Origin of the sequence: Brenneria izbisi (assembly GCF_025840185.1) — a bacterium.
Classification (GTDB): domain Bacteria; phylum Pseudomonadota; class Gammaproteobacteria; order Enterobacterales; family Enterobacteriaceae; genus Brenneria; species Brenneria izbisi.
This window is the reverse complement of record NZ_JAMPJU010000006.1, coordinates 40,502-62,302: the sequence shown is the minus strand read 5'-3', so window position 1 is coordinate 62,302 and position 21,801 is coordinate 40,502. Positions and strand designations below refer to the sequence as shown.

The following is a 21,801-nucleotide window of genomic DNA, read 5'->3' as shown; positions in this document are numbered from 1 at the left end:
ATCATCAGGAGGACACCTTTCCACTGGTGATTTATACAGTTTGATAAAATGATTATAACAATGCTGTCAGCGATGCCAACCGTGAAATTTCAATATGCGGCAACAGCCGGGCGTCATCAATCCGCATCAGATTGCCTGCGCGCAGATTGATCCAGCACGCCTGCATGCCAACGCGTACCGCGCCAGCGACATCGGCGGTGAGATCATCGCCCACATGCAAAACCTGATGCACAGGCAAATCGAGTTTTTCCGCGGCCAGATGATACATATCCTCAAACGGCTTTGCGCGCCCGTCGGGGCCGGCGCGGAGAATAAACCTGAAATAGCGATCCAACCCAAATCGATGCGGTTCGGCGTTGCCATTGGTGATCGCCGCCAACGGCACATGTTCAGCCAACGCGGACAGCGCACGGTGCGTCTCATCCGTCACCTCGATTCGGCTGCGCCAGCGGGCGAAATCCGCCATCGCTTCTCTCGCGCCTGCCGCCGCCTGCGTTGCACTCAGGCCCGCATTCAACATCACCTGTTCAACCGTGCGCAGACGCCATTGGGTGGCGTCATGATAAATCTCCGGCTCCCGCGCCCGCAGTTCATCGCGCAGACGATGGAAATCCTCTGCCTGAAAATCGCCTAACGCGGGGTGATACTGTTGGAGAAAGTTCACCGACTCCCGCTCAGTTCGCCGTATCACCTCATAATTGTCGTACAGCGTGTCATCCAAATCGAACGTGATTGCGCGGATTCGACCCAGAGGCCGGTAAAAATGCATCAGGTTTTTCCTCGTTTGGCGCGTGGATGCGCTGCGTCATATACCGACGCTAAATGCTGAAAGTCCAGATGGGTATAAATCTGTGTTGTTGACAGGTTGGCATGCCCCAGCAATTCCTGAACCGCACGCAAATCGCCGCTGGATTCCAGCATGTGAGTGGCAAAAGAGTGTCGCAGTTTGTGCGGATGAACGTGGCTGCTGATGCCTTGTTTCACGCCCCATTCGGCAAAGCGCTTCTGCACATTGCGCATGGAAATACGTCGCCCCTGGTTGGAAACAAAAATAGCGTCGTCCTGCGGTCCGAACAGTTCGCGCTGCGCCAGCCACTGTTCCAGCCAGGTAACCGCCATTTTTCCTATCGGCAATTTACGTTCTTTGCTGCCTTTGCCCACCACCCAGACTTCGCCCGTATCAAGATTAACGTGCTGACAGTCCATACCCACCAGTTCAGCCAGACGCAAGCCGGCTCCGTACATCACTTCCAGCATCGCCCGATCGCGCACCGCCAGCGGATCGTTCAGATCAATATCCAGCAGACGATCTATCTCATCGACATCCATATTTTTGGGCAGATGACGACCGGCTCGCGGTGTAGAAACCCCTTTGGCCGGATTCGCGCCCAGCGCGCCGCGCGATACCATCCAATCAAGAAAGCTGCGCAATGCCGATAAACGCTGCGCCAGACTTGCCGCCTGCAACCCTTCTCGCTTGCTGCGGGAAACCACGGCGCGTACGCCCGCCGCATCCAGTTTTTTCCATTCCGTCACGCCGATAGCCGACACCATCGTGATGATCGCGGCCAACTGGCGGGCATAACTGATTTGCGTCAGCGGACTTAATTGACGCTCCACTTTCAGATACCGCAGGAAATCATCGACGCCGGATTGCAGCGCGCCACACTCTGAAGGTCGATCCGGCTGGCTCATATCCGCTCAACCCAGCGCTCCAGCATGGCGGGCAACATGGTCGCCAGTTGCTGCAACAGCACGGTTCCCATACCATCCTGATAATGATGCGTGTCACGGCTACTGAAGATCAGCAACCCTAAATCATGGCTTTCACCCATTAAGGATAACGCGACCGATCCTACCTGTTTGGCCTGCGGCAACAGCATCAGCAATTCGGGGCCGTTCAGGTTGCCCAGATAATGGTTGGAATGACCGAAACGTTGAATACGCAACGGTTCAAATAACGTTCGGTTCAGCGCCAGATGCGTGAAATCGGAAGGGGCGCCAATACGCCATTTATCACTGAACAGGCGAACGGATGCGCCGGTCAAGCCCAGCTTGCGCGCCCAGCGCTGAAGCCGGTCGAGCATATCCAGCAGGCTATCGGCAGAGGTCAGTTCAGTTTGCAGGCTGAGCAGCCGCTTGAACAGCACCTCGTTCGCCTTCGCTTGTTCCATCAGCAAGGTGATTTCTTCTTCAAGCTGTGTAATGTGATTCCGTTGACGAGCAAGCTGCCATTCGACCAACGATACCGTTCCTCTGACGGGATGCGGGATCTGCATCTGCTCGGTAGGACGGGCATTGCGGATAAAAAAATCAGGATTCTGTTGCAGGAACTGCAAAACCATCTCGTCACTGAGTGCGATTTGGCGCTCTGCCTGCTCCTCGACATTCTTCATAAATGAATAAATCCATCGTAAACATGCGTTGCAGGACCGGTCATAAACAACGGATGCCCCGGACCGTCCCAATGAATATCCAGATCACCGCCTGGCAGCGTCACCCGCACCTGCGAAGCCAGCAACCCTTGCTGTACCCCAACGGCCACAGCAGCACAGGCGCCGCTGCCGCATGCCTGCGTTTCGCCCGCGCCACGTTCATAAACCCGCAGACGAACCGTATGACGATCGATAACCTGCATAAAACCGATATTAGCACGTTCTGGAAAACGCTCATGGCTTTCCAGCAACGGTCCGATCACTTCCACATTCGCGCTATTCACATCATCGACCGGGATCACGCAATGCGGATTTCCCATGGAGACGACGCCGCACAGTATGGTGTGCTCTGCGGCGCGCATAATATAGGTTTTTTCCGCCTTGACCGCCCGAAACGGCACTTGCTGCGGCTCAAAATTGGGTTCGCCCATATTGACCCGTACCAGTTCGTCATCGGTGACGGAGAGGATCATGCGCCCGGTCTGGGTGCTGACCGCGATATCGCGCTTATTGGTCAACCCTTTCAAGCGGACAAAACGGGCAAAACAGCGTGCGCCGTTGCCGCATTGGGCGACTTCGCTGCCGTCGGCATTGAAAATACGATAATGGAAGTCCAGTTCAGGATCGTAAGGGGGCTCCACCACCAGCAATTGATCGAAACCGACGCCGCAATGCCGGTCCGCCAAACGACGGATCAATTCGGGGGAAAAATAAACATTCTGCGTGACTGCATCAACAACCATGAAATCGTTGCCTAAGCCGTGCATTTTAGCGAACTGCATTATCCTGACTCCGCTGGCTTAACCGGGCGCGGTAAAAACGCTATCGTGACCTGTTATACAATAATGATAGAAACACATCGTCACGCACTAACGTTGCACGGGAACATTTTGATGTGATGCCTGATTCGCATTCTGCTCGGCGCCTGTCGATGCGGCCTTCTGTTCGGGGGGCATATACAGCGGCCCTTTTAGGCCGCACCCGAACAGGCTTAGTAACGATAACGCCAGAAAAAACCGACGAAATACTTTTTTCATAACATTAAGACCTGTAATTCCTACTCGTATGCTCTCTATAATCGCAGGTGGATCATGAAAATCAATAGGAATCGAAAATGAACGATAGCGAGTTCCATCAATTAGCCGACAAATTGATGCTTCAGTTGGAAGAAACGCTGGATCAGTTTGCCGGCGATGCCGATATCGATTATGAAACCAACGGGGGCGTGATGACGTTACGTTTTGAAAACGGCAGCAAAATCGTGATTAACCGTCAGGAACCGATGCATCAGGTCTGGCTGGCGACCAAAACTAACGGCTATCACTTCAATTATCAGGCAGGTCGCTGGATATGCGATCGCCGCGGCGATGATTTTATGGCATTGCTGTCCGCCGCCTGTTCCGAGCAGGCAGGCGAAGACGTTCACTTCGCATAATACCGTCAGACTTTTGCGGTTAACCGCGCCAGGTACGCACCAGCAGAAGCACCATCAGCAACAGCACAGCGATGCCGAACATATTCACCAGCGGCCAGCCGCTGGTAAGCGCCATCATACTTCCCGCCGACAGCGACGCCAGTGCATTGGGGATCGCGATAGCCAGTGAGTTGATCCCTTGTAACCGGGATTTATGCACGGAATGGGTAAAGGTATTCAACATAAACGTACCGCCGTTGTACATGAACGCCCAGCCGATGCCGTACATTATCAACGCCCCCAGGAAATGCCAGAACGTCACGCCGCTTAACGCGACAACAATACCGATCACGTTGCAGAGAATACCGGTGACGATCACCTGCGTCGCGCTCATCCGTTTTGCCAACACCACCAGCAGCAACGCCGGGGCATACATCGCCACAAAATGCCACTGCAATGCCGTCGCGCTGTTATCCACCGAAAAGTGGTGCTGATGCATGGCGAGCGGTGCTGAATTCATCAGTAGCGTCATCACCACAAAACCGACCGTGCAACTGACCGTTCCCAACATAAACGCACGGCTTTTCAGAATGGAGGACAACGACGCCTCTTCCTTGTGCGTTGCCGCGACCGGCGCCGGACTGGGTAATTTCAGACCCAACAGCAATAGCGCCGTGAACGTACAAATAACCGCCCCGGCAATAAAGCTGCCAAAAAAAGGATACGGCGACCACAAGTAAGCGGATTGGCTGGCGGCGAAAGGTCCGAGAAAACCGCCCAGGATCCCGCCGCTGATAACCCATGAAATCGCACTGCTTTTTTGCTGGTGATCTGTAAAGATTTCCGCCGCCGCAAAACGATAATACTGGTTGAACGCGCAGGACATGCCCAGCACAAAGGTGGAAAACACAAACAGGGCAAAGCTGTTCAACACTATCGCCCACGCCGCCAGCAACGAACCCGTCACCCCCAGCAAGGCGCCGAAGATAAAGGCGTTGCGTCTGCCATATTTCGCCATCAGGGAAGAAACCGAGTAAATCATCAGCGTGGCGCCGCAGACTGTTGACGTAATTGGCAGCGTCGTCAACAGCGGAACCGGCGTCATCAGAACACCGACTAAGGTGGAAGAAAGGGTTATCAGCGAAATGATACTGCCCGTCAACCCCTGACCTAACGCAAGTAATATCAGATTGTTGCGTGATAATGCATCCATAGTGGAGTCCTTTTCTCAATAGAGCGAAAAAAATAAAGCCAGATCTGGCGAATAATGTCAGGGAATAGAAAACTAAAGTATCTGTAAGCGCTGCTTCATGACCATTGATTGACCCTCTGCGGCAGGCGTAATACACAAATGCGACAGCGCGCTGCTGCGGAAAGGGATCACCTGAGTTCGGCCATCCAGTTGTACAATCTGATAAAACTGCGGCAGATTAAAATTAATAAAGCTTGATCCATAGGTAAAGCGATCGTGAGAAGACGAATAGAACCGGCTGACGTCACGCACCAGTTCTTCTTTGCTGCCTTCACAGTGGTGGTACACTTCAACCCGGTTGGACTCATCCAGAATATAGATATTAAAGCCCCGATTTTCCTCCAGATCTTCAAAAAAGAACTGGATAATCCCTTCACTGGCGACGCCATCCACCACCGGGGGCAGATGCACATGGTTGGTTTCCACCTGCACAGGCTGACCTTGCAGTTTATTGTTGGAGATCGCGCCATAAAACTCAACGGCGTTTTCCAGCTTCTGCACGGAGACGCTCAGCCGTTCAAAGAACAACCCCCAGGTTTGTCCGGCCACTTTTACCGCTTTGAAGCGACTAGGCTCCTGACGTGTGCTGGTCAGGCGCAGTTCAATACATTCCGATACCAGTTGCTGTACGCGGGTACGAATCAGGCCGCGTAAATGCTGACTATAACAGAAGACTTCCAGCGATTCCGGCAACGCGGCATCCTGATGCATCTTGCCCAAAATGGTTTTCAGCGCTTCCAGTACCGCCTGCTCGCCGCTGAAATGCAGAGTACGCACTTCATTCCAGGAGTTGCGATACAGCAAATCGATACTTCCCACCAGACATTGCTGCTGCTGACCGAAACTGAAAACATCCAGTTGGCGGAAATCAAAATGCACCACCTGATTACGGAACGCGGCGGTGGGATCATGTTCCAGATTGACGATGATCGCCAGATGACGGATCTCGCACGGACTGTAGAGCGCTTTCGGCGTCGGCGCAGGCAGGCGCAGCGGGAAATGACTTGAGACATCGGCCACCAGCGCCTGCAAGCGGGTGATATCGCACAGTTCGCTGCCTTTGATGTACAAGCGCGTCGCAGGCGTCAGCAAGCCGTTAAAGTAGGCCCAGGCCACCAGCTTGTTCAGATAGCGGTTATACTCCAGCGGCTGATGGCTGATGATGGCGTCCATGGACGGCGCTTGATTGTACAGATACCAGCCGGTACGGTTGGCACGTCCGGCAGGCACATAAATAAAAGTCAGATTCGGCTCGGATAAATCAGGCGAAATCTGCGGATTCAACAGCGTCACTTTGCCCGGCAAGGCTTCAAATGCGGCATAGAGCTTACGGGTGAGAACGCCGATATCCTGCGGGCTGGCGCTCACGCTCAGATTGTTACGGCGGGCAAAGCGAATCAGGTTGCGATAAGTCTGCATCATCGCGTCAAGCAGTTCATTATGAGCTTCACGCACACGCTCGATTTTCCAGTTGGCGCGATTATCCAGCATCGCCAGATACTCAGGGCTCCAGTCCCACTCCTGCACCAGTTGGCTCAGGATTTGACGGCGCCAGCCTACACAGGCGCGCTCCCTGGATAATTTTTCACACACTTTCAGATAGAAGCAGCGACGAGCCAGATCCAGGCGGGTTGGATCGTTAATCGCCGTCAGATAACGGGTAACCCGTTCCAGCATCATGCAGTAGGGATCCAGACCGAAAGAAACGATCTCGCCTTTATGCAGACGCGCTTTGATATCCATTGAAAGCAGGTGCGTATCGGGATATTCCCAGGAATAGGCTTCCAGCAGCAGCGTTTTCAACACTGCCTTATAGGGGGAATCGATACTTTTATACAACTGCCACAGGCTGGCGCCGAAATACTCTTCCGCAGAGAGCGTACTCAACCCGCCCAGATCCAGCCACTCGTTCGGCGCCAGGGCGCTTTGAGCGTACAGCGACAGCACGTATTCGTCGTAGTTTGACTCTTCTTCAACCGGCACCATATTCCATAGAATACGCTTACCCGCCATACGCACCGCAGTACGATAAAACTCATCCAGCAACAGGATATGTTGTGTGGAACCGCAATCCTCACCGCCGAGGCTGCCGCTTTCATTATGGCGGAAGCGGTTTTCATCCATCAGGAAGAAACTGACATCCACGTCTTGCGCGGCCGCCCACTGTTCCAGCAGCGTACATTTCTGCTGTAATCGGGAACGCTCTTCATTATCGAGCCAGGACTGATGACAAACCCAGATATCCAGATCAGAACTGCAACTCTGACCAATGGAAGCAGTGCTGCCCATTGAGTAGACGCCAGTGATCGGCAACTCGCCTTGCTCATGCGAATCCGCCAACTGGCCCCATTTTAATTCGATGTTATCCAGGTAACGCTGTTGTTTTTCATCAGGCGTGTAAAAACAGATACCGTGCGGAACCTTGCCTTCAAGGTAGCCTGGCATCAACGGGTGATGATGATGTAATAAGATCGGCAGAAGACTGTAGACCTGCTGAAAAGCGGGCTTCATTGCTTCCAGAGCGCGATCGACCCGCAGTTGGTTGATCGCATCCAGTCTTTGCTTCAAAGTCTCGATATAGAAGTACAAGACGTTTCGCCTGATGATTATCCCAGTGCCTAGAAAAAACCCCGTATTCCAAATCTGCCGATGATGAAATTATAAGAATGTTTGGCAAAATATTGCTGGAAACGTGATCAATTTAACACCTTGCTGATTGAGCGTAAAGAAAGTAAAGAAAGGTAGACTTATTTATCTTGCTTTTATTACGTTTTTTCCGTTGCCCGAACCAGCCCGATCTTTCATCTCCACCTCTCTGCGTCTCGCCTGTCCCTTTAAAGACGTACCGGCCATGTCCGTAACCTGACACTTGCGCACCATCAATGATACGATGGTGGAAAATGATAAAAACGGTATCAAGCATGGTAGACAACATTATCAGAATTGCGACCCGACAAAGCCCGCTCGCCCTGTGGCAAGCACGATATGTGCAACAACGTCTGACGCAATTCCATCCCCAACTTCAGGTCGAATTGGTCCCTATGGTGACCCGAGGCGACGTCATTCTGGATACCCCGCTGGCGAAGGTGGGCGGTAAGGGTTTGTTTGTTAAAGAATTGGAGTTGGCGCTGCTGGCGGGCCGCGCCGATATTGCCGTTCACTCCATGAAAGATGTGCCGGTCGAATTCCCTGACGGCCTCGGACTGGTCACCATCTGTGAACGCGACGACCCGCGTGACGCTTTCGTTTCCAATCACTATGCCAGCCTCGATCAATTACCCGCCGGCAGTTGCGTAGGCACGTCCAGCCTGCGCCGCCAGTGCCAGTTGCGAGCCAGACGGCCTGATCTGATCATTCGGGATTTACGCGGCAATGTCGGTACGCGCTTGTCAAAACTGGACAACGGCGAATACGACGCCATTATTCTGGCAGTGGCGGGCCTGAAACGTCTGAAGCTGGAAGATCGCATCCGCTGCGCGCTCAGCCCGGAAGAATCATTGCCTGCCGTCGGACAAGGAGCGATCGGCATTGAATGCCGGTTAAATGACGAACGTACCCGGCAATTGCTCGCCCCGTTGAACCACGCCGCCACCGCCGCCCGCGTGCAGGCGGAACGGGCGATGAATCTCCGTCTGGAAGGCGGGTGTCAGGTGCCTATCGGCAGTTACGCCGAATTAAAAGATGACACCTTGTGGCTGCGCGCGCTGGTCGGCGCCCCGGATGGCAGCCGGATTATCGTCGGTGAATGTACTGGCAACATCGCGGATGCCGCGCAAATCGGCACCTCGCTGGCGGAAGCGTTGTTAGCGAAAGGCGCCCGCAAAATCCTTCAATCCGTCTATCAGGAAACGTCCTCATCATGACCATTCTGGTGACCCGTCCGTCACCGGCTGGCGAGCAACTGGTGACCCGATTGCGAAAACTGGGCTACAGCGCCTGGCACAGCCCGTTGATTGAGTTTTCACCGGGCCATGAATTGAACCAGTTACCGACTCGGCTGGCCGCGTTGCAGCCCGGCGACATGGTGTTTGCACTCTCACAGCATGCGATAAATTATGCCGATCCGCTGCTGACCAGAACAGGCAATGGCTGGCCTTCCACGCTAATCTACTATGCTATTGGCAGGACAACCGCACTGACGTTGCACAAAGTCAGCGCACAGCCTGTTTCCTATCCTCAGGATAGAGAAACCAGCGAAACATTGTTGCAACTTCCCGAACTTCAGCATGTTAATGGTAAACAAGCGCTATTATTACGAGGTAACGGCGGCAGGGAACTGCTTGGCGCCACTCTCACCGAACGGGGCGCCAGCGTGATTTACTGTGAATGTTATCAACGCCGCGCCATACATTACGACAGGCTGGAACAGAGTCGTCACTGGCAACAGGCTGGCATTGACAGGCTAGTGATCACCAGCGGAGAAATGCTACAACAGATCTATAATTTAGTTCCTGATTACTATCGGACTTCCTGGTTACTCGGATGTCAGGTGATAGTGGTCAGTGAACGCCTGGCAACGCAGGCGCGTCAGCTTGGCTGGCGCCATGTTCGAGTAGCCGATAACGCCGACAACGATGCGCTCGTGCGCGCACTACAATAAACCTGATCATGGGATGTACCATTATGACGGAACACAATACCCCGACAGCCCCGTCCGAAGAGGTGACAGAGCGGGTTGACCCCGCTCATCAGCCACAGGAGCCCGCACCGCAACCGCCCAAACGGACAGGCGCCCTGCTGGGGGCTATCGCGATTATTATTGCGCTGGCGCTGAGCGGCGGACTTTACTATTACAGCCAGCAGCAAGCCCAACAAGCGTCTGCCGCCATTGTGCGGCTGGAATCCCGGTTAAGCTCGCTACAACAAGAGCAACAGCAGGAACGCCAGCAACGGCAAGATGCGCAGCAGCAACATGCCAAAGCGCAGGATGAGGCCGAACAGCGTCTTAACGCCTTAACGCGTCAGTCGGATGAACTGCGTGAAAAGCTGGCGGCATTGTCCGATCACGACACCAACACCTGGTTGCTGGCGCAATCTGATTTTCTGGTAAAAATGGCCGCCCGAAAGCTATGGAGTGATAAAGACGTCGCCACAGCCGGCGCGTTACTGAAAAGCGCGGATAACAGTCTGGCGGAAATGAACGATCCGAGCCTGATTGAAGTTCGCCGCGCGCTGACCAATGACATCAGTGCGCTGGCTGGCGTCAGTCAAATCGATTTCGACGGTATCATTCTCAAAGTGAACCAATTGACCGATCAGATAGATAACTTGCGTCTGGCCGATAACGATATCGACGAAGCGCCGATGGATGAAAATAGCACGGAGTTATCCGCCTCGCTCAGCGAATGGCGGCAGAACCTCAGCAAAAGCTGGCGCAACTTTCTGACCGACTTCATTACTATTCGCCGCCGGGACAGCGCGGCGGAACCACTGTTAGCCCCCAGCCAGGATGTGTATTTGCGTGAGAATATCCGTTCGCGCCTGCTGGTTGCGGCGCAGGCGATACCGCGTCATCAGAATGAAGTGTATAAACAATCCCTGGAAACCGCCGCTACATGGGTAAGAGCCTATTTCGACACTACAGACCCAACGACTCAGGTCTTTCTGGATCAGCTTGATGAACTGAGCCAACAATCGATCTCGATGGATGTGCCCGCCGAATTGCAAAGTCAGCCGTTGCTGGAAAAACTGATGCAGACCAGAGTTCGTAACTTGCTGGCACAGACGCCGGCGATACAGCAGGAGGGCTGAACATGTTGAGAGTCTTGTTGCTGTTTCTACTGCTGATTGCAGGCGTGGTGCTCGGCCCGATAGTGGCCGGTCATCAAGGCTATGTGCTGATTCAAACGGACAACTACAACATTGAAACCAGCGTGACCGGTCTGGTGATTATGCTGGTGTTGCTGTTTCTGATCCTGCTGGCCGTCGAATGGATTATCCGTCGCGTTTTTCGTACCGGAGCGCGCACCCGGGGCTGGTTCCTTGGCCGTAAGCGCAACCGAGCCAGAAAACAGACCAAAGCGGCGTTGCTCAAACTGGCCGAAGGAGATTATCGACAGGTTGAGAAATTAATGACGCGCAATGCCGATCATGCCGAACAGCCTGTGGTCAATTACCTGCTGGCGGCGGAAGCCGCGCAACAGCGCGGTGATGAATTCCGCACCAAGCAATATCTGGAACGCGCGGCGGAAATTGCCGATAGCGACCCGCTACCAGTGGATATTACCCGCGTGCGCATTCAGTTGGCGCGCCATGAAGATCATGCCGCGCGTCATGGCGTCGACCGCCTGCTGGAAGTCGCCCCTCGTCATCCCGAAGTCTTGCGTCTGGCTGAACAGGCGTTTTTGCGCACTCATGCTTACAGCGCGTTATTGGATATTCTGCCCGCCATGCGCAAACTGCCTTCTTATGACGAAGAGCATGTCCGGCAACTGCAACAGCAGGCTTACATCGGCCTGATGGATCACGCCATGGCGGATGGCGGCAATGAAGGACTGAAGCAATGGTGGAACAGCCAAAGTCGTAAAGTTCGTCATGAAGTGCCTTTACAGGTGGCGATGGTCGAACATTTGATTGAATGCGACGACCACGATACCGCGCAGAAAATTATTCTTGATGGGCTCAAGCGCCAGTATGACGAACGTCTGATCCTGTTGATGCCGCGTCTTAAAGCGGGCAACCCGGACCAACTGGAAAAAATGCTGCGTCAGCACATCAAGCAGCACGGCGCTACGCCACTGCTGAACAGTACGCTGGGGCAATTGTTGATGAAACATGGCGAGTGGCAACAGGCCAGCAATGCTTTCCGGGACGCGCTGGAACAACGCCCGGATGCGTATGACTACGCTTGGCGCGCGGATGCGCTTGATCGACTTCATTTACCGGAGGAAGCCGCTCAAATGCGCAGAGAAGGTTTGCTGCTGACGTTACAGCAGCCTTCGGCAGAGTAAACGCGATGGGGCGTCGATAGGGGCGCCCCATTATCCTGAATTGTCTCAATTTCTCCCCCGCCCCTTGATTTACCCGCATTGCCCTCAATGTATGACCGTGAAAGCGCTCTTATCCCGTCTGCTATGCTTTGACGGTAAGTGAATATTCATGGTTCAAAAGCGAATGTCAGGCCACTGGCATGTATTGATCGCGCTGCCGTTACAAAACCTGTCACGACGAATCCAACATACCAGGAGTAAAAGATGAAGATATTGATGGTGTTAACCTCACATGATCAGTTGGGCGATACCGGCAAGAAAACGGGTTTCTGGTTGGAGGAATTCGCTGCGCCTTATTATGCGTTTAAAGATGCCGGCGCCGTTATCACGCTGGCTTCACCACAAGGCGGGCAACCGCCGCTCGATCCCAAAAGCGACGAACCGGATGCCCAGACCGAGGACACCGATCGTTTTAAACAAGATGCCGAAGCACAAGCGGCACTGGCCTCAACAAAACGGTTATCTGAGGTCAAAGAAGCGGACTTCGATGCCGTCTTCTACCCTGGCGGTCACGGTCCGTTGTGGGATTTGGCCGAAGATCGTCACTCCATCGCCTTGATCGAAGCGTTCTCTCAGGCCGGTAAACCCATCGGGGTGGTTTGCCATGCGCCGGGCGTGTTGCGTCATGTCCGTGGCGCCGATGGCGACTCGCTGGTCAAAGGCCGCAAGGTCACTGGCTTCTCCAATACCGAAGAAGATGCCGTGCAGTTGACGAATATTGTGCCGTTTCTGGTTGAGGACGAACTTAAACAAAAAGGCGGGCTCTACGAGAAAGGCGCGGACTGGCAGCCCTATGTGGTGACTGACGGCTTGTTGGTGACGGGGCAAAATCCTGCCAGTTCCGCACCGGTCGCCACCGAATTGCTGAAACTATTGGCCTGAATCGTTCCCGGTCATACTCTGGCGGCACTGAAACAATATTCAGTGCCGTTTTTATTTATGGCGAAAAAAAACGCTTATCAATAAATGATAAGCGTTAAAAAAATCAGGTCTGTAAGACTACAGTATGGCGCCTCACTCAACGTTAGTCCGGGAAAATCCGATGAAAAGACCTCTTCATCTGGCGTTGGACGATAGGCGCCTTAAATTGGCTCTGCGTCATTCCCAGGATTATGAAGCCGAAGCAAACATAGAAGGTGGAATGAGCATCTACGCTTATATTTAAGCACAAAATATGCCAATGCATACATCGCAATTACCACGACGATATAAAAAAATCATAATCTACTGATAAAAAATGATATTTTTATTTTCCTGCGAGCGATGCACGATGAGCAAACCGAGCGAAGAATAAGCGAAGCGAAAGGCTTGACAAAAAACGTCGCTGCCAGGAGACAGATTACTAAATTTACATTTAAGTTCTTATGAATCAATAAATTATACGTCACCTTTCGGCGACATTCAGCACAGACCTTGTCGTTAAATCACAACAATCCTTGTGTTTACCTCCGGCATGACTCGCTGTCAGGCCGGAGGCGCCGACGCTTATGCCTGAGCGAGTTGCTCCAGACTTTGTTTCGCCATCTGGTACAGATAGTGAGCCGTTGGGAACAACGCGCGGTCATCCACACGGAATTTAGGATGATGCAGCGCATACGGGCCGCCAGACCCCACCATCATAAAGGTGCCAGGCAGCTTTTGCTGATAGAACGCGAAATCCTCACCGATCGGGCTGGCCTCGACACGACGCGCTTCAAAGCCTTCTTCGCTCGCCACTTTCAGCGCGAAATCGACCCACTCCGCCGTATTGACCACCGATGGCGGCCCGGCGTGCCAGATAAACTCAATTTCGGCGCCAAAGGTGCTGGCGATACCGGCCACAATCTGACGAAAGCGCCGCTCTATCAACTCACGCACGTCCTGACTGAATGTTCTTACCGTTCCTTCAAGATAAGCCGTATCAGGGATCACGTTCCAGGTACTGCCGCTGTGCACCTGAGTGATCGATACCACGGCATTGTTATCAGACGGAACAGTGCGACTGATGATGGTCTGCACCGATGAGATCAACTGGCCAAGAATGATAATCGGATCATTTCCTTCATGCGGCTTCGCCGCATGACACCCTTTCGCCGCAATCTTGATTTCAAACCGGTCCACGCCTGCCGTCAGTGCACCATCTTTACCGCCAATCACGCCAACGGGCAGCGTCGGATCGTTATGAATGCCAAAGATTGCCGCCGCGTTGTCCAACGCGCCAGTGGCAATGACTTGCGGGGCGCCCAGCCCCGTTTCTTCGGCGGCCTGGAACAGAATACGCACCGTGCCTTTTAGCTCAGGTTCAATTTTCTTCAATAGTATTGCCGCGCCCAATGCGGCGGAAGAGTGAAAATCATGTCCGCAGGCATGCATGACGCCTTTGCTGGTTGAGGTGAATTCCACACCAGACTCTTCTTCTATCGGCAGCGCATCAATATCGGAACGAACGATCACCAACGGACCGTCTTGTTGTCCGCCCACTTCGGCGACCAGCCCTGTTTTCAGCGGCAAATCGAGAATACGGATACCTTCTTTTTCCAGCACTTCTCTGATTTTGCGAGTCGTTTCAAATTCTTCGTTTGATAATTCAGGGTGCCGATGCAAATCGTGGCGAAATGCCTGAATAAACTGAGCCAGTGGCTCATGCTGAGATGCTATTTTCATTACTGCTTACTCCACATTATCCGCCCTGTATACGGGGCATGCAGGTTGTGCCTGGCCGTCAGGATACTTTTTTTCAGTTAAATATCGTACTCAACGGGTTCAGGGAGCTTGGTCAACTGGCGCAGGAAGCGCTGTGTCTGCGGATTATCAGAAAAACTGATCACTTTTTCCGCCGGACCTTGCTCCACAATATGACCGTCAGCCATGAAGATCACCCGGTCGGCGACTTCCTTGGCGAACTGCATCTCATGCGTCACAATCACCATGGTGGTTTTGTTTTTCGCCAACTTCTGAATGACCTGCAACACTTCGTGCACGCGTTCCGGGTCCAGCGCCGACGTTGGCTCATCGAACAGAATCGCTTTCGGATCCACCGCCAGCGCGCGCGCAATACTGACGCGCTGCTGTTGTCCGCCGGATAACGTTACCGGATACTGCGCCGCCTGCGGCAACAGACCGACCTGCTCCAACAGCGCAAGCCCCATTTCTGTGGCCTGCTTTTTGGGCATTTTCTTCACCACAATCAGCGCTTCCGTAATATTTTCCAGCGCCGTCTTGTTTTTGAACAGGTTGTAATTCTGAAATACCATCGCGGTCTGACGACGTAGCGCGTAGGCATCCTTGGTGGAATAACTATGCGTATCCAGCCGCTGATCTCCGATCTCAATCGTACCGGATTCCGGTTTTTCCAGCAGGTTCAGACAGCGCAATAAGGTCGATTTACCGGAGCCGGAAGGTCCGATGATGGCGACAACTTCACCCTGCGCAATATCCAGGCTGATATTCTCCAGCACCACCTGATCGCCAAAGCTTTTAGTGAGATTTTTTACACTGATCATTTCAGCCCCTTATCGCTGTAGCGAGTGATTCAGTTTCTTTTCCAACTGCTTTTGCAGCCAGGCGTAAACAATGATCACCAACCAGTAAATCAGACCGACAACCAGGAAGGTTTCAAAGAAACGTAACGACTCCGCGGCAATCATCTTGCCTTCGGCGAACAGTTCGGACACCCCCAGCGCGAATGCGACCGATGTGTCTTTAATCAAAGAAATAAACGTATTGCCTGTCGCGGGCAACGCATTGAGCATCGCTTGAGGAAGCACAATACGGCGATAAATCTGCGCTTTGTTCATCCCGATGGATAACCCGGCCTCTGTCTGACCGTAATCCACCGAAGCCAGCGCCGCACGGAATATTTCCGCCATATAAGCCGAGTTTTTCAGACTGAAGCCAATGATGGCGGCCGACATCGCATCCAGGTTGGATAACCCAGGGAAAAGCTGCGGCAAACCAAAATAGATGATAAATAACTGCACCAGAGAAGGGATACCGCGGAACAAAGAAATGTAGAGTTCCACGATTTTCACCACGACGATGTTTTTGGTTTCACGCACCAGCGCCAGCACCAGGCCGATAACCATGGCAAAAAACATCGACACCACAGCAAGCAGCAACGTGGTCGGTAAATAGCTCAATACCTGGGGAAAGACTTTTAGCAGGTAAGCAAAATCGATATTCATGAGTCATACCATTGATAGTGCCATCGTGCGGTCAATACCGCAGCGATGGCATTAAAATTGTCGTGAGACTGCCACGAATTACAGCGCGGAAGGAGGCGTGGTGATATCTTCACCGAAATATTTTATCGCCAGCGCTTTCAGACGCCCGTCAGCACGCATTTTATTCAGTTCTTCATCGAACTGCTTACGCAGAATGTCACCCTGTTCGTTTTTATGGAACGGGAAGCTGACTTCTTCCACCACCAGCGAATGACCGACCAATTTGAATGGCAGATTGCGCTTGTTAATCTCCGCCAGCAGAATCGGACGGGAGTTCACGTAACCTTCCACGCGTTTGGACAACGCATCATTCATCGCGCCGTCACGCGTTTCATAGGTACGGATAGTCACGCTGCCGTCAGGAAAGGCGCTCTTCAGGTTGTTTACATGGTTGGAACCCAGCACCCCGGCAACGGTTTTTCCCTTCAGATCATCCAGCGTATTGATCGCCGTATTATCTTTGTGGGTGACAATCTGGCTCCCATAATAGCTGTAAGGCTGCGCGAAATTGTATTTCTCCTGACGCGCCGGCGTTATCGCCACCACATTGGCTACCGTAGCCAGTTTACCCGCTTCCAATTGTCCCATCAGACCGCTGAAATCAGCCGTCACCCACTCAACCTTGTAGTTCAGATCCTTGGCGATTGTTTCCGTGACCTCAACATCAAAACCAACCAGTTTGTTATCCTGCTTGAAACCACTGGGATAACTCTGGCCTGTCGAGCCCACTTTCAATACTTTCTCACCTTGCGCCGCGCCATCCTGAGGATCACAGCCAGCCACAAGAAAGGCCGTCGTCAGTGCAATAACAGACAACGTTAATTTTTTCATTATCACTTGCATGCCCCTCATCTTGAATTTCTTTTTTTCCACTGGTCATAGCGTTGGTCATCAAGAACTTTTTCCATATAAATCGTCAGGTGCCCTTTCCCTAAATTGGCTTGCCCGATCTCCCTGAAACCATAATTTTTATACATCTCAACCAACCACGGATGGCTTTGCGCCGTTCCCAACGATACGGCGGGCGCCTTAAGCTGAGCAATCAAAACATTCTGCTCAAGCCAGGTCATCATTTGCCTGCCCAACCCCTGCTTTTTATAGTCAGGATGAGTGGCGAACCACCCCAGATGCGGCAAACCATAAGGGCCGGGCTCCGGCCCCCAGGGATAGCGGATGGTGAATGACGACACCATGATGCCGTCTTTCACCATGACATACACCCCGTGTGAAGCGATGTGCCTGCGCACCAACTCAATATCCGCATGCGCGGCGGAAAAATTGATGCCTAGCTGACGTATCGGTTCAAAAGCGGCCAATGCCAATGCCAGAAAGGATTCATCATCCTCCAGCGTCGCCTGACGAAATACAGTACTCATGACGTCACCTTTTTACGCTGGCAGCAAGCCGGAGTTATCCGCATAGCGGATCACGTCATCCACTTTCTGAGGCGCGCTGCCCAGATAATTGGCCGGATTCAGCCATTCTTCCAGTTCAGCGGACGTCAGTTGTGCCGATAACACCGGGTGCGCCAACAGAACCGATTTGAATGACTGGTTCTGCTCGAATGCCTGCATGGAGCACTCATATATCAGATGGTGCGCCGTCTGTTTACCCAGACGTTTGCCAATCTCAAACATTACCTTCTCAGACAGCAACAAGCCGTTTTGCAGTTCCAGGTTCGCCAGCATCTGTTTCTCATTCACCGACATACCGCGCAAAATACCCAACGCATTCTGAAGCTGTGCCGACAGGTAGATATTGATTTCCGGTAAGGCGATCCACTCCGCACGCCAACTCATCGCATCACGCTCATGTTCCACTTTCATCGATTCATGGATCAACGCAGCGCTTTTGAACACTGGCGCGGTCAGACTTGCCAGCCCTTCCAGGGCTGCCGGATTACGTTTATGCGGCATGGTGGTTGAACCGATTTTACCTTCTGAGAAAGGTTCTTCGATCTCATTGATTTCGGTGCGCATCAGGTTATACAGTTCGTTGCCAATCTTACCCAGCGTACCGCTGATCAACACCACAACGGAAGCATATTCGGAAAAGCGATCGCGGGCGGACTGCCAGCCGATGTTTGGCGTGTTCAAGCCCAGCTTATCCAGCGTTAAACGCTCAATTTCAGGCCCTTTTTCACCGAAGGACGCATAGGTTCCGATCGCACCGTTGATGTTACCCACCAGCACGCGTTCCTTGATCTCGCGCAGGCGCTCAAGATGGCGGACAAACTCATCCAACCAAACCGCCAGCTTGAAACCAAACGTGGTCGGCAGCGCTTGCATACCGTGGGTACGGCCAGTCATCAACGTGTATTGATGCTTTTTCGACAGACGTTTCAGTTCAACCGCCAGCAGTTGAGTATCACGGAAAACAATGTCAAAAGACTGCTTTAATTGCAGGACGGTGGCGGTATCAACAATATCCTGCGTGGTTACGCCGTAATGGATAAACTCGCCAGCCGCGCCGCACTGTTTCTGGATGGCGGTGATCGTCGGCATCAGAGAATGCTTCATACGGGCCGCATCCTTGGCAATGTCCTCCACATTCAGCGTGCTGGCATCCGCTTTTTCGGCAATCGTGTTTGCCGCGTCCTGCGGGATAACGCCAAGCTCCCCTTCAGCCAGCGCCAGCGCGACTTCCACTTCAACCTGCTTTGTCAGACGGTTATGTTCTGACCACACGTCCCGCATTTCAGGCGTGCCAAAGTTATTCCCTATAAGAAGAAAATCAATAAGATGTGATGCCATATGGATTACTCGTTTGTTTGGATTTATCAGGCGGGATTTTATCGTTGTTAATCTTGGGAATATAACATGCAGCTTATAGCCCCGATATATATCTTCTGGATCTATCTTAGATCCAGAAGATCAGGGTTTACCATACCATTTCTGCCATAAAACCGACACGCCGATCTTACAACGTCTCCATTATAGCTTCTCCACCGCCAGAATAGCCTGTTCTATTGCCTCTGGCGCCAACGAGAACGGCAACATGGCGGCGCTGGCCGCAGGGAACTTGAAACTATTCGCCAAATATTTCGCGATCTCCGGCTGTTGCTCCTCTGCCACAGAGAGCGTCAATGGCGCATCATAACGGCGTAATTGCGCCAGCAATTCTTTATCGGGCCGCCCGTCGCCTCGCGCCAGAATCGATTGCACCAATAATCCGAACCCGACCTTTTCACCGTGCAGCCAATGATGCAGTTCAGGCAGGTGCGTCAGGCGATTATGGATAGCATGCGCCACCCCCGGCGAAGGGTCCTCGTCACGCATGCTATTGGCTAATCCCGCGCCAGCAATATTGGCATCAATGACATGTTGCAACGCGACGGTGACTTGCTGATCCTGATTATCGCGCACGGCCTGATCGCCCCACCGATCAAAGGCATCGCGGGCGAAAGCCGCCGCCTGAATTTTGAGATTCAACGCCAGGCTATTGCCATTTTTTTGCTGATAGGGTTGAAATTCATACCACTTGGCCAGTGCGTCAACGATCCCCGCTTTCAGATAACGCACATCACTGCGCGCAATCACCAAGCTATCCACCAGAACCATGACTGGCATCCGTTTTAACGGATAGGTTCCCTGATGCCCGCCCTGTTCATCATAGAGGATGCTGATGGGCGACCACGCCGCGCAGGTAGCGGCAATCGTTGGCAGCGTCGCCACTTGCCCATTATCCAGACCATCCGCGACCGCTTTGGCGCAATCCAGCACGCGTCCGCCGCCTATGCCCAAAACAAATTGAATTTGCTGCTGCGCGATGCGTTCCCGATGGTATTCCACCGCCGTGCGAGTACATTCGCCGGTAAGAAAATGTACATCAAACTCGATCCCGTTGTTGTCCAGACTAGCCGTTAGCGATGCTTCTACCGCTTGCCAGGCTCGCGGGCTGGTCAAGATGGCAATGCGTTGGGCAAACTCGCGGATCAGTTCACCCACCTGGTCGCATAAACCAGCCCGATGGTGATAAGCGAGGGGGGACTTTATGGTTAACACGAGGATTCCTTCATTTTCTTTTACCAATAACCACCGTTTACGTTACCGGCAATTCCAACCGCACGAGGTTGTCATAATAAGAATCCCCCGCAGATTTGTAATGCAAGTAAAAGGAATAAATTATAACGTTAAGGTATAAATCCCGCTTTTTTGCGGATGATATAGTCCCTTGCGGATACACCGCATCGGCCCCCTTTAAATAACAATCTAATGATAAGGCGGTGTCCAATTTAATTTCAAACAGGAACGCCAGCATGAAAAAAACATTCTCCACAGGCCTGAAAGCCCTATTGTTAACCATCGGAATAGCCGTTGCGCTCACCGGGTGTGATAATCAAGCCTCTACCGAGCAAGATAATGTCCTGCGGATCGGCACCACCGGACAAAGCTTTCCCGGTTCTTATAAAGAAAATAATAAATTAGTCGGTTATGACGTTGATGTAGCGGAAGCCATCGCCAAAGAGTTGGGATACAAGATTCAGTGGACAACCGCCGATTTCAGCGGATTAATGGGCCAATTGGAAGCGGGCAAACTTGATACCATCGCAAATAATTTCGTCAATACCGCCGAACGCCAGAAAAAATACAATTTTTCCGATGCTTATTTAACTTATGCGTCGCAAATCGTTACTAGTGTAAAAAATGATCACATTCAGTCGATAGCCGACTTAAAAGGCAAAACCATTTCGGGCGTATTAGGATCGACGCACGTCGCGAATCTGCGTAATGCCTTTCCTGATAACAGCGTCACTATCCGTACCTATGAAACCCGTGATGCCGCGGTTAATGATGTGGTGAATAACCGAGTGCAAGGTTATGTGAATTCCCGCCCGATCCTATTGGCGGAAATCAATAAGCATCAATTGCCGCTCAAACTGGTGGGCGAACCGCTGTCCAATGAACTGGTCAGTTTTCCTTTTGCCAAAACGCCTGAAGGCGAAAAACTCCTCGCTGGCTTTAATGAAAAACTCAATGTATTACGTCAGAACGGTCAATTGAAAACGCTGGCGGAGAAATATTTCGGCAGTGATCAGGTATTGGCAAATTAATTGACGGGACGATAAGAAAACGAAGCGAATTGCCAGGGCGCCATGTTGCCCTTGGCGATTCCAAAGGGATAACAACGCCCAGGCCTAATTAATAGTGCAAAATCGCCAGCGAAAAAAAAAGCACACCTTGCGATGTGCTTTTTTTAATGTATGGTCGGCGAGAGAGGATTCGAACCTCCGACCCACTGGTCCCAAACCAGTTGCGCTACCAAGCTGCGCTACTCGCCGAATGTACTGCTATAGCATCACTGATGCTTTTCGTTTGTGTGGTGCGAAGAGAGGGACTTGAACCCTCACGTCCGTTAAGACACTAACACCTGAAGCTAGCGCGTCTACCAATTCCGCCACCTTCGCATTACCATCAATCACAAACTTGAATCTGGGGTGGCTAATGGGACTCGAACCCACGACAACTGGAATCACAATCCAGGGCTCTACCAACTGAGCTATAGCCAC

At 52.5% G+C, this 21,801-nt stretch carries 21 protein-coding genes and 3 tRNA genes; 7 read left to right on the top strand and 17 right to left on the bottom strand.

Going from position 1 to position 21,801, the window contains the following annotated elements; translation table 11 throughout:
- Positions 1 to 52 precede the first annotated feature (52 nt).
- The 5 genes from yigB to lptM form a co-directional block, all read right to left on the bottom strand.
- Positions 53 to 769 carry a 5-amino-6-(5-phospho-D-ribitylamino)uracil phosphatase YigB gene (gene yigB / locus NC856_RS09790; protein WP_264090250.1) on the bottom strand — a complete coding sequence of 239 codons (717 nt, stop codon included), beginning with the start codon at positions 767 to 769 and terminating at the stop codon, positions 53 to 55.
- A complete protein-coding gene (xerC, locus tag NC856_RS09785) occupies positions 769 to 1,695 on the bottom strand; it encodes a tyrosine recombinase XerC (protein ID WP_264090249.1) in 927 nt (308 codons plus the stop codon). The genes yigB and xerC overlap by 1 nt, the downstream gene beginning before the upstream one ends.
- Entirely contained in the window at positions 1,692 to 2,396 is a 705-nt protein-coding gene (locus tag NC856_RS09780) for a DUF484 domain-containing protein (protein WP_264090248.1), read from the bottom strand. Before NC856_RS09780 ends, xerC begins: the two co-directional genes overlap by 4 nt.
- Entirely contained in the window at positions 2,393 to 3,217 is an 825-nt protein-coding gene (dapF, locus tag NC856_RS09775) for a diaminopimelate epimerase (protein WP_264090247.1), read from the bottom strand. The genes NC856_RS09780 and dapF overlap by 4 nt, the downstream gene beginning before the upstream one ends.
- A gap of 87 nt (positions 3,218 to 3,304) precedes the next feature.
- Positions 3,305 to 3,472 (bottom strand): LPS translocon maturation chaperone LptM, encoded by a 168-nt coding sequence (lptM, locus tag NC856_RS09770; RefSeq protein ID WP_211185851.1) that lies wholly within the window; start codon positions 3,470 to 3,472, stop codon positions 3,305 to 3,307.
- Positions 3,473 to 3,549: 77 nt separating this feature from the next.
- Between lptM and cyaY the strand changes: the two genes are divergently transcribed.
- A complete protein-coding gene (gene cyaY, locus NC856_RS09765; protein WP_264090246.1) occupies positions 3,550 to 3,870 on the top strand; it encodes an iron donor protein CyaY in 321 nt (106 codons plus the stop codon).
- 19 nt (positions 3,871 to 3,889) lie between these two features.
- On the opposite strand, the gene NC856_RS09760 is transcribed toward cyaY, so the two are convergent.
- Together NC856_RS09760 and NC856_RS09755 are read right to left on the bottom strand one after the other, a co-directional pair.
- Positions 3,890 to 5,062 carry an MFS transporter gene (locus tag NC856_RS09760; RefSeq protein WP_264090245.1) on the bottom strand — a complete coding sequence of 391 codons (1,173 nt, stop codon included), beginning with the start codon at positions 5,060 to 5,062 and terminating at the stop codon, positions 3,890 to 3,892.
- Between the two features lie 72 nt (positions 5,063 to 5,134).
- A complete protein-coding gene (locus tag NC856_RS09755; protein ID WP_264090244.1) occupies positions 5,135 to 7,690 on the bottom strand; it encodes a class I adenylate cyclase in 2,556 nt (851 codons plus the stop codon).
- A 332-nt stretch (positions 7,691 to 8,022) separates the two neighbouring features.
- Between NC856_RS09755 and hemC the strand changes: the two genes are divergently transcribed.
- From hemC to NC856_RS09730, 5 genes are all read left to right on the top strand, one after another.
- Positions 8,023 to 8,964, top strand: coding sequence for a hydroxymethylbilane synthase (hemC, locus tag NC856_RS09750; RefSeq protein ID WP_264090243.1), 942 nt, complete (start codon positions 8,023 to 8,025; stop codon positions 8,962 to 8,964).
- The gene (hemD, locus tag NC856_RS09745) at positions 8,961 to 9,701 is read left to right on the top strand and encodes a uroporphyrinogen-III synthase (RefSeq protein ID WP_264090242.1); all 741 of its coding nucleotides are present in this window, start codon (positions 8,961 to 8,963) and stop codon (positions 9,699 to 9,701) included. The genes hemC and hemD overlap by 4 nt, the downstream gene beginning before the upstream one ends.
- Before the next feature lie 23 nt (positions 9,702 to 9,724).
- The gene (gene hemX, locus NC856_RS09740) at positions 9,725 to 10,852 is read left to right on the top strand and encodes a uroporphyrinogen-III C-methyltransferase (protein WP_264090241.1); all 1,128 of its coding nucleotides are present in this window, start codon (positions 9,725 to 9,727) and stop codon (positions 10,850 to 10,852) included.
- A 2-nt stretch (positions 10,853 to 10,854) separates the two neighbouring features.
- Entirely contained in the window at positions 10,855 to 12,051 is a 1,197-nt protein-coding gene (gene hemY, locus NC856_RS09735) for a protoheme IX biogenesis protein HemY (protein ID WP_264090240.1), read from the top strand.
- A gap of 243 nt (positions 12,052 to 12,294) precedes the next feature.
- Positions 12,295 to 12,972: a type 1 glutamine amidotransferase domain-containing protein gene (locus tag NC856_RS09730; protein WP_264090239.1), complete on the top strand. Its 678-nt coding sequence runs from the start codon at positions 12,295 to 12,297 to the stop codon at positions 12,970 to 12,972.
- Positions 12,973 to 13,575: 603 nt separating this feature from the next.
- Here NC856_RS09730 and NC856_RS09725 read toward each other — a convergent pair.
- The 7 genes from NC856_RS09725 to NC856_RS09695 all read right to left on the bottom strand — a co-directional run bounded on the left by NC856_RS09725 (position 13,576) and on the right by NC856_RS09695 (position 20,296).
- Complete coding sequence (locus NC856_RS09725; RefSeq protein ID WP_264090238.1) at positions 13,576 to 14,733, bottom strand: M20 peptidase aminoacylase family protein; 1,158 nt, start codon at positions 14,731 to 14,733, stop codon at positions 13,576 to 13,578.
- Between the two features lie 77 nt (positions 14,734 to 14,810).
- The gene (locus NC856_RS09720; protein ID WP_264090237.1) at positions 14,811 to 15,572 is read right to left on the bottom strand and encodes an amino acid ABC transporter ATP-binding protein; all 762 of its coding nucleotides are present in this window, start codon (positions 15,570 to 15,572) and stop codon (positions 14,811 to 14,813) included.
- A 9-nt stretch (positions 15,573 to 15,581) separates the two neighbouring features.
- Complete coding sequence (locus NC856_RS09715; protein WP_264090236.1) at positions 15,582 to 16,253, bottom strand: amino acid ABC transporter permease; 672 nt, start codon at positions 16,251 to 16,253, stop codon at positions 15,582 to 15,584.
- A 78-nt stretch (positions 16,254 to 16,331) separates the two neighbouring features.
- Positions 16,332 to 17,123, bottom strand: coding sequence for an amino acid ABC transporter substrate-binding protein (locus NC856_RS09710; RefSeq protein ID WP_404802322.1), 792 nt, complete (start codon positions 17,121 to 17,123; stop codon positions 16,332 to 16,334).
- Positions 17,124 to 17,140: 17 nt separating this feature from the next.
- Entirely contained in the window at positions 17,141 to 17,668 is a 528-nt protein-coding gene (locus tag NC856_RS09705; protein ID WP_264090235.1) for a GNAT family N-acetyltransferase, read from the bottom strand.
- 12 nt (positions 17,669 to 17,680) lie between these two features.
- Entirely contained in the window at positions 17,681 to 19,045 is a 1,365-nt protein-coding gene (gene purB, locus NC856_RS09700; protein WP_264090234.1) for an adenylosuccinate lyase, read from the bottom strand.
- Between the two features lie 180 nt (positions 19,046 to 19,225).
- Positions 19,226 to 20,296 carry an iron-containing alcohol dehydrogenase family protein gene (locus NC856_RS09695; RefSeq protein ID WP_264090233.1) on the bottom strand — a complete coding sequence of 357 codons (1,071 nt, stop codon included), beginning with the start codon at positions 20,294 to 20,296 and terminating at the stop codon, positions 19,226 to 19,228.
- Between the two features lie 254 nt (positions 20,297 to 20,550).
- Between NC856_RS09695 and NC856_RS09690 the strand changes: the two genes are divergently transcribed.
- Positions 20,551 to 21,345 (top strand): amino acid ABC transporter substrate-binding protein, encoded by a 795-nt coding sequence (locus tag NC856_RS09690; RefSeq protein WP_264090232.1) that lies wholly within the window; start codon positions 20,551 to 20,553, stop codon positions 21,343 to 21,345.
- Between the two features lie 151 nt (positions 21,346 to 21,496).
- On the opposite strand, the gene NC856_RS09685 is transcribed toward NC856_RS09690, so the two are convergent.
- The 3 genes from NC856_RS09685 to NC856_RS09675 all read right to left on the bottom strand — a co-directional run bounded on the left by NC856_RS09685 (position 21,497) and on the right by NC856_RS09675 (position 21,801).
- Positions 21,497 to 21,573, bottom strand: a tRNA-Pro gene (locus tag NC856_RS09685).
- A 39-nt stretch (positions 21,574 to 21,612) separates the two neighbouring features.
- Positions 21,613 to 21,699: transfer RNA gene (locus NC856_RS09680), tRNA-Leu, on the bottom strand.
- A gap of 26 nt (positions 21,700 to 21,725) precedes the next feature.
- A tRNA-His gene (locus tag NC856_RS09675) sits at positions 21,726 to 21,801 on the bottom strand.

Coding starts and splice junctions, on each gene's coding strand:
- yigB (WP_264090250.1), bottom strand. CDS start 769: ATGCATTTTTACCGGCCTCTGGGTCGAATCCGCGCAATCACGTTCGAT.
- xerC (WP_264090249.1), bottom strand. CDS start 1,695: ATGAGCCAGCCGGATCGACCTTCAGAGTGTGGCGCGCTGCAATCCGGC.
- NC856_RS09780 (WP_264090248.1), bottom strand. CDS start 2,396: ATGAAGAATGTCGAGGAGCAGGCAGAGCGCCAAATCGCACTCAGTGAC.
- dapF (WP_264090247.1), bottom strand. CDS start 3,217: ATGCAGTTCGCTAAAATGCACGGCTTAGGCAACGATTTCATGGTTGTT.
- lptM (WP_211185851.1), bottom strand. CDS start 3,472: ATGAAAAAAGTATTTCGTCGGTTTTTTCTGGCGTTATCGTTACTAAGC.
- cyaY (WP_264090246.1), top strand. CDS start 3,550: ATGAACGATAGCGAGTTCCATCAATTAGCCGACAAATTGATGCTTCAG.
- NC856_RS09760 (WP_264090245.1), bottom strand. CDS start 5,062: ATGGATGCATTATCACGCAACAATCTGATATTACTTGCGTTAGGTCAG.
- hemC (WP_264090243.1), top strand. CDS start 8,023: ATGGTAGACAACATTATCAGAATTGCGACCCGACAAAGCCCGCTCGCC.
- hemD (WP_264090242.1), top strand. CDS start 8,961: ATGACCATTCTGGTGACCCGTCCGTCACCGGCTGGCGAGCAACTGGTG.
- hemX (WP_264090241.1), top strand. CDS start 9,725: ATGACGGAACACAATACCCCGACAGCCCCGTCCGAAGAGGTGACAGAG.
- hemY (WP_264090240.1), top strand. CDS start 10,855: ATGTTGAGAGTCTTGTTGCTGTTTCTACTGCTGATTGCAGGCGTGGTG.
- NC856_RS09730 (WP_264090239.1), top strand. CDS start 12,295: ATGAAGATATTGATGGTGTTAACCTCACATGATCAGTTGGGCGATACC.
- NC856_RS09725 (WP_264090238.1), bottom strand. CDS start 14,733: ATGAAAATAGCATCTCAGCATGAGCCACTGGCTCAGTTTATTCAGGCA.
- NC856_RS09720 (WP_264090237.1), bottom strand. CDS start 15,572: ATGATCAGTGTAAAAAATCTCACTAAAAGCTTTGGCGATCAGGTGGTG.
- NC856_RS09715 (WP_264090236.1), bottom strand. CDS start 16,253: ATGAATATCGATTTTGCTTACCTGCTAAAAGTCTTTCCCCAGGTATTG.
- NC856_RS09710 (WP_404802322.1), bottom strand. CDS start 17,123: ATGAAAAAATTAACGTTGTCTGTTATTGCACTGACGACGGCCTTTCTT.
- NC856_RS09705 (WP_264090235.1), bottom strand. CDS start 17,668: ATGAGTACTGTATTTCGTCAGGCGACGCTGGAGGATGATGAATCCTTT.
- purB (WP_264090234.1), bottom strand. CDS start 19,045: ATGGCATCACATCTTATTGATTTTCTTCTTATAGGGAATAACTTTGGC.
- NC856_RS09690 (WP_264090232.1), top strand. CDS start 20,551: ATGAAAAAAACATTCTCCACAGGCCTGAAAGCCCTATTGTTAACCATC.